Source organism: Pararhodobacter sp., assembly GCF_036802785.1.
In the GTDB taxonomy this organism is placed as follows: Bacteria; Pseudomonadota; Alphaproteobacteria; order Rhodobacterales; family Rhodobacteraceae; genus Pararhodobacter.
On record NZ_DAIRVN010000018.1, the window covers coordinates 58,106 to 64,482 of the forward strand.

The window sequence follows — 6,377 nt, forward strand, 5'->3', positions numbered from 1 at the left end:
CAAATATCCTGGGGGGCGCCGAAGGCGGGGGGCAAAGCCCCCCTGCGCGCTCACCGCCGGGCCATCCGCCAGATCCCCGCACCACCGACCGAGCCCGCAAAAAACGCCGCCGCCGCCGATACGATGCTCGGCCCCGCAGGCGTGTCGACCTGCATCGACAGGCCCAGCCCCAGCAACACCGCCGCAGCCCCCAGCAGCACCGCCAGCACGGCCATCCCCTCAGGCGTGCGCGCATAGACCCGCGCGGCGGCTGCCGGAATGATCAGCATCGCCGCGATCAGCAGCGCGCCCACCACCTTCAGCGCCACCGCCACCGTGATCGCCAGCGCCAGCACCAGCACCAGCCGCTCGCGCGCGGGGTTCAGCCCTGCGCTCTGGGCCAGATCCTCGCTGATCGTCGCGGCCAGAAGCGGGCGCCAGCGCCACAGCATCAACCCCGTCACCAGCGCGGCCCCTGCGGCGATCACCATCAGGTCGGTGCGGCTGACCGTCAGGATATCGCCGAACAGATAGACCGTCAGATCCACCCGCACCCCCGGCAGGAACGACACCGCCACCAGCCCCAGCGCCAGCGCCGAATGGGCCAGCACGCCCAGCGTGGTATCCATCGCCCAGCCCCGCCCCGCCAGTGTGGAGACAACCACCGCCATCACCAGCGCGGTAACCAAGGTGCCCAGAAAGACCGAGACCGAGAAGGCCAGCGCCAGCGCCACGCCCAGAATCGCGGCATGCGCGGTGGCATCGCCGAAATAGGCCATCCGCCGCCAGACCACGAAACAGCCCAGCGGCCCCGCCGCCAGCGCCACCATCAGTCCGGCAAGGGCCGCCCGCAGGATGAAATCATCGATGATCATGCCCCGCCCCGTCCTGATGGCTGTGCGGTTTCCCCTGCGCGTGTCCGTGTGCGTGTCCGTGTGCGTGATCATGGCCATGATCATGACTGTGACCATGCAAAGGGTCGGATAAGTGGCCTTCCTGATGCTCCAGCCCGTGCTCATGGTCATGGTGATGTTGATAAAGTGCCAGCGCGCCCTGTGTCCCCAGCCCGAACAACGCGCGGTATTCCGGTGCGTTCGACACCACATGCGGCGTGCCCTCGCAGCAGATATGGCCGTTGAGGCAGATCACCCGGTCCGAGGCGCTCATCACCACATGCAGATCATGGCTGACCGACAGCACCGCGCAGCCGAACTCGCGCCGCACATCCTCGATCAGCCGGTAGAAGGCGGCGACGCCGGGCTGGTCCAGCCCCTGTGTCGGCTCATCCAGCACCAGAATCTGCGGCTGACCGGCCAGCGCCTGCGCCAGCAGCACCCGCTGGAACTGCCCGCCTGACAGCGTGCCCATCGTCCGCCCGGCCAGCCCCGGCACGCCCACCCGCTCCAGCAAGGCGGCCACCTCGGCCGCGCTCAGCGGCTGCAGCAACCGAAGGAAGCGCGTCACCGTCAGGGGCAGGTTGGGGTCCAGATGCAGGCGCTGTGGCACATAGCCCACCCGCAGCCCCGGCGCCCGCCAGACCCGCCCGGCACTGGGCGCGATCATCCCCAGCACCGCCCGCAGAAAGGTCGATTTGCCCGATCCGTTGGGTCCCACCACCGTGACAATCTCGCCCGGCCGGATTGCGAAATTGATACCGGTCAGTACCGGCTGCGCGGCGCCATAGGCCACGCTGACCCCCTCGGACAGGATCAGGGGTGCAGGCGTCGCTGCCTTTACAGCGTGGGCCGCGCTCATGCTTCGGCTGCCCGGCATTCCGGGCACAGGCCCGATGCCTCCATGCTTACCCGTTCAATGACGAAATCGGCCTCGGCGGCGCCGGCATCCATTACCGCGCGCAGCCGCGCTGCCGGGATTTCGGCCACCGCATTGCAGCCCCGGCAGATCAGGAACGCCGCGTGATGGTCCTCACCCGGATGCAGGCAGGCCGCGAAAGCATTGATCCGCCGGATGCGGTGCACCAGCCCCGCTTCCACCAGAAATTCCAGCGCGCGGTAGGCCACCGGCGGCTGATGGCCGAATCCGTCCTCGGCCAGCCGTTCAAGCACGTCATAGGCCCCCATCGCGCCGTGACGCTCCAGCAATATCTCCAGCGTGCGCCGCCGCACCGGGGTCAGGCGCAGGCCGCGCGCGGCCACCACGCTTTCGGCCTGTGCCAGCGCCGAGGTAACGCAGCGGCCATGATCATGCGGTTGGAAGGCTGAGCTCGACATGGGCAATCCTGCGGGGTTTTCGGGGCGCTGCGGTTGACTTGTTACCATATAACATGACACTTAAGGCAATCAACGCGCCCTCAGTGAAAAACGAAGAACGGACTGCCCCATGCGATACCTTACCCTCCGCTCCGGCGCCAGCCTCGCCGCTCTTTTCGCCGCAACCTCGCTTCACGCCCAGACCCCTGCGGTGATCACCGACATCCCGGTGACGCACGCGCTGGTCGCGCAGGTGATGGACGGGGTGGGAACGCCTGATCTGCTGCTGGATCGCGGCGCTGACCCGCATCATTTCCAGTTGCGCCCCTCGCAGGCCCGCGCCGTTGCGGGCGCCGGTCTGGTGGTCTGGATCGGGCCGGACCTGACCCCCTGGCTGGGCCGCACGACCGACGCGCTGAGCGACGGGCAGGTGCTGGAACTGCTGGCCGTCGAGGGCACGCAACTGCAACCCTACGCCGAATCGCGGCTGCTGGCGGGTGATCAGCATGGGCATGCGCATGAGGATCACGGGCATGATGATCATGAAGATGAAGAGCATGATCATGATGATCACGGGCATGACGACCACGGGCATGCCCATGATGACGACGGCCATGACGAGCATGAGGATGAGGACCATGGCGACCATTCCCACGGCGATCATGATCACGCTGAACACGACCACAGCGACCATGATCACGGGCACAGCCACGACCACTCTCATGGCGCCATCGACGCACATGCATGGCTGAACCCTGACAACGCCCGGACCTGGCTTGCCGCCATCGCCGAAGAGCTTGCCACGCTGGACCCCGGAAATGCCGCGACCTATCGCAGCAATGCGCAGGCGGCGCAGGAGCGGATCACCGCGCTGAAATCCGAGATGGAGACCATCCTTGAACCGGCCCGCGATACCGGCATCGTGGTCTATCATGACGCTTATGGCTACCTTGCCGAAAGCTTCGGGCTGAACGTGCTGGGCTCGATCACGCTGGGCGATGCGGCCACCCCGGGTGCCGCCCGCCTCAGCACCATCCGCGCCAATCTTGAACAGGCCGGGGCGGAATGCATCTTCCCAGAGGCAAACCACCCCGACGCCTATGTCGCGCTGGTGATCGAAGGCAGCGCGCTGCGCGTCGGCCGCCCGCTTGACCCGGCAGGCACCGCACTGGAGCCCGGCCCGGCGCTTTATGAAACGATGATGCGCGACATGGCGCAGACGATTGCAGACTGCGCGACCGGGAACTGACCCCGCGCCAGCCGGGTGCCTGGCGCCGGTGGTCCCTTCCAACCGGCGCGGGCGTCACCGCTGATAACGGGCGCGCAAACAACGATCTCAGGCCTGCCCCGCACCGCTGACGACCAGCCAGGGGCTGTCGAACCAGTGCTCTTCCAGATTGGGGCTGGTGCCGATCCGGTCCACCACCGCAAAAAGGCCGGGTGCTGCCAGCGGGGTCAGCACCCCGTGCCAGGTGCCGCGCCGCAGGTTGATGCCCTGTGCCCCATTGGTCAGGAAGGCGCGCGGCTTCGCTTCGGGGTGCTCTGTCACGATCACCAGAAACGGATGCTGCGTCATCGGCAGGAAGGCCTGCGAGCCCTCCGGATGACGCTCGACCAACTCAAGCCGGTAGGGCAGCGAACGGGGCTCGGCGTGGAAAAGCGAGATGCCGGCACGGCCCGCCGGCAGGGTCTCAGGCCCGAAATCCAGCACGGCGCGGTCATGGAAACGGCCGCAGAGGCCCTGATTGATCAGCCTGTCCGGGCTGCCCGTGGCCTCAAGCACCTCGCCGAAAGGGGCGAAGGCCGGGGCGGTCAGAGGTTCGGTGCGGAAGATGCGGTTCATGGAAGGCTTTCGCGCCAGAAGGGAGGCCGGGTTTCGCTTGGCAATCCCGGGGGTTTCACACCCCCGGACCCCCGTGGGATATTTATGAACAGATGATAAAACAGCACCCTCACGCTGCGGGGCCGGGCCATGGGCTGCGCAGGCGGGCGTGGCGGTTGACATCCTTGTAGAGCAGGTAGCGGAACGGCCCCGGCCCGGCGGCATAGCAGGCCTGCGGGCAGTAGGCGCGCAGCCAGAGGAAATCACCGGCCTCGACCTCGACCCAGTCGCGGTTGAGTTTGTAGACGGCCTTGCCCTCAAGCACATAGATCCCGTGCTCCATGACATGCGTTTCCTCGAACGGAATCACCCCACCGGGCTGGAAGGTGACGATGTTCACATGCATGTCATGGCGCAGATCCTCCGGATCGACAAAGCGGGTTGTCGCCCAGCGCCCGTCGGTGTCGGGCATGGCGTGCGGCGCGATGTCGCGCTCATTGGTGACAAAGACCTCAGGCCGCTCAACCCCGGCGGCGGATTGCCATATCTTGCGATACCAGTGGAAGCGGGCGGGTTCATGCCCCTCGGCCAGAAGCGTCCAGCGCGCGCCGGGGGGGATATAGGCATAGCCGCCCGCATCAAGGTCAAAGGCCCGGCCATCCACCCGCAGCGTCAGCAGGCCAGCGGTGACGAAGAGCACATGCTGCGCCCCCTCCTCGGCATCGGGCGCATCTGCGCCGCCGCCGGGCTGCACTTCCATCACATACTGGCTGAAGGTCTCGGCAAAGCCGGACAGGGGGCGCGCGATCATCCAGAGCCGGGTCTTGCGCCAGCCGGGCAGAAAGCTGGTGACGATATCGGAAAAGCAGCCGCGTGGGATGACGGCATAGGCATCGGTGAAAACCGCGCGCTGGGTCATGAGCGCTGTTTGCGGCGGCAGGCCGCCCTTAGGGGCGTAATAGCTCATGGCAGCATGTCCTTCAGGCGCAGCGCGGCGATCCGTTCGACCTGGGCGCAGGCGGTGGTGAATTCGGTATCCGTGTCACTGGCAAGCCGCTGGTGAAAGGCGGCAAGGATCGAGGCTTTGGTGTTGTCGCGCACGGCGATGATGAACGGGAAGCCGAATTTGGTGACGTAAGCGGCATTCAACGCCTCAAAACCGGCGCGTTCCTCGTCGGTCAGGGCATCCAGTCCGACCGAGGCCTGCTCGGCGCTGGATTCAGCCGTCAGCCGCCGGGCCTGCGCCAGTTTGCCCGCCAGATCAGGATGGGCGCGCAGAACGCCCAGCCGCTCATCGGCGCTGGCCGAACGGAACATCCGGGCGAGCGCGTTGTGCAGGCCGGTGGCGCTGTCATGGGCCGGGCCAAGCTCCAGCGCCCATGCCCGTTCCGCGATCCATGGTGAATGCTCGAACACGCCGCCGAAACGGGCGACAAAGGCGTCACGCTCCATCGCGCTGGGGCGCGCAACGCGCCGGTGCGGGTGCTGCGCGGCCCAATGCGCGGCAATCTCGCCCCGCGTGGCGAACCAGGCCCCGCCCTTTGCTGCCACGTGGTCCAGAAATCGGATCAGCCCCGCCACCTTGCCCGGCCGCCCGATCAGGCGGCAATGCAGGCCGACCGAGAACATGCGCCCGCCCTCGGCATGGAGGGTCTCAAATGTGTCGATCAGGTACTGGCCAAAGTCCTGCCCCGTCACCCAGCCCGGCGCGGTGGCAAAGCGCATGTCATTGGCCTCCAGCGTGTAGGGGATGATCAACTGGTCGCGGGTGCCGGTTTCGGCCCAATAGGGCAGATCATCGTCATAGGTATCTGAAATCCAGTCGAACGCACCAGTTTCGGCCGTCAGGCGCACCGTGTTCAGCGAGCAGCGCCCGGTGTACCAGCCACGCGGCGGGGTGCCCACCACCTCGGTATGCAGGCGGATGGCCTCGGCAATCGCGGCGCGCTCCTCCTCTTCGGGCATGTCGCGGTGTTCCACCCATTTCAACCCGTGCGAGGCAATCTCCCACCCCGCCTCCGTCATCGCGGCCACCTGCACCGGGTTGCGCGCCAGCGCGGTGGCGACGCCATAGATCGTCACCGGCAGTGCGCGCCCGGTGAACAGCCGGTGCAGACGCCAGAAGCCCGCCCGCGCGCCGTAATCGTAAAGCGATTCCATGTTCCAGTGGCGCTGGCCGGGCCAGGGCTGCGCGCCCGCGATATCAGACAGAAAGCCCTCGGACTGGGCATCGCCGTGCAGAAGGCTGTTCTCGCCCCCTTCCTCATAGTTCAGTACAAGGCTGATCGCCACGCGCGCACCGCCCGGCCAGTGGGCCGCAGGGGGTGTGGCACCATGGCCGGTGAAATCGCGGGGGTATCGGGGAG

The 6,377-nt window shown here is 67.1% G+C and carries 7 protein-coding genes; 1 reads left to right on the forward strand and 6 read right to left on the reverse strand.

The features are described 5' to 3' along the window. Positions 1-50 precede the first annotated feature (50 nt). From V7Q53_RS08720 to V7Q53_RS08730, 3 genes are read right to left on the reverse strand one after another with little or no spacing between them, the layout of a single operon-like run. A complete protein-coding gene (locus V7Q53_RS08720) occupies positions 51-851 on the reverse strand; it encodes an iron chelate uptake ABC transporter family permease subunit (RefSeq protein WP_333828155.1) in 801 nt (266 codons plus the stop codon). After that, on the reverse strand, positions 841-1,734 hold the full coding sequence (locus V7Q53_RS08725; RefSeq protein ID WP_333828147.1) for a metal ABC transporter ATP-binding protein: 894 nt from the start codon (positions 1,732-1,734) through the stop codon (positions 841-843). The genes V7Q53_RS08720 and V7Q53_RS08725 overlap by 11 nt, the downstream gene beginning before the upstream one ends. Further along, entirely contained in the window at positions 1,731-2,210 is a 480-nt protein-coding gene (locus V7Q53_RS08730; protein ID WP_333828148.1) for a Fur family transcriptional regulator, read from the reverse strand. Before V7Q53_RS08730 ends, V7Q53_RS08725 begins: the two co-directional genes overlap by 4 nt. 109 nt (positions 2,211-2,319) lie before the next feature. Between V7Q53_RS08730 and V7Q53_RS08735 the strand changes: the two genes are divergently transcribed. After that, entirely contained in the window at positions 2,320-3,438 is a 1,119-nt protein-coding gene (locus V7Q53_RS08735; RefSeq protein WP_333828149.1) for a zinc ABC transporter substrate-binding protein, read from the forward strand. A gap of 87 nt (positions 3,439-3,525) precedes the next feature. Here the strand turns inward: V7Q53_RS08735 and V7Q53_RS08740 are convergent, their stop codons facing one another. The 3 genes from V7Q53_RS08740 to puuE form a co-directional block, all read right to left on the reverse strand. Further along, the gene (locus tag V7Q53_RS08740; protein WP_333828150.1) at positions 3,526-4,032 is read right to left on the reverse strand and encodes an ureidoglycolate lyase; all 507 of its coding nucleotides are present in this window, start codon (positions 4,030-4,032) and stop codon (positions 3,526-3,528) included. Positions 4,033-4,141: 109 nt separating this feature from the next. Continuing rightward, the gene (locus V7Q53_RS08745; protein ID WP_333828151.1) at positions 4,142-4,978 is read right to left on the reverse strand and encodes a bifunctional allantoicase/(S)-ureidoglycine aminohydrolase; all 837 of its coding nucleotides are present in this window, start codon (positions 4,976-4,978) and stop codon (positions 4,142-4,144) included. Next, on the reverse strand, positions 4,975-6,377 hold a 1,403-nt coding region (gene puuE, locus V7Q53_RS08750), incomplete at its 5' end, for an allantoinase PuuE (RefSeq protein WP_333828152.1). The genes V7Q53_RS08745 and puuE, both read right to left, overlap by 4 nt.

Coding starts and splice junctions, on each gene's coding strand:
- V7Q53_RS08725 (WP_333828147.1), bottom strand. CDS start 1,734: ATGAGCGCGGCCCACGCTGTAAAGGCAGCGACGCCTGCACCCCTGATC.
- V7Q53_RS08745 (WP_333828151.1), bottom strand. CDS start 4,978: ATGAGCTATTACGCCCCTAAGGGCGGCCTGCCGCCGCAAACAGCGCTC.
- V7Q53_RS08740 (WP_333828150.1), bottom strand. CDS start 4,032: ATGAACCGCATCTTCCGCACCGAACCTCTGACCGCCCCGGCCTTCGCC.
- V7Q53_RS08730 (WP_333828148.1), bottom strand. CDS start 2,210: ATGTCGAGCTCAGCCTTCCAACCGCATGATCATGGCCGCTGCGTTACC.
- V7Q53_RS08735 (WP_333828149.1), top strand. CDS start 2,320: ATGCGATACCTTACCCTCCGCTCCGGCGCCAGCCTCGCCGCTCTTTTC.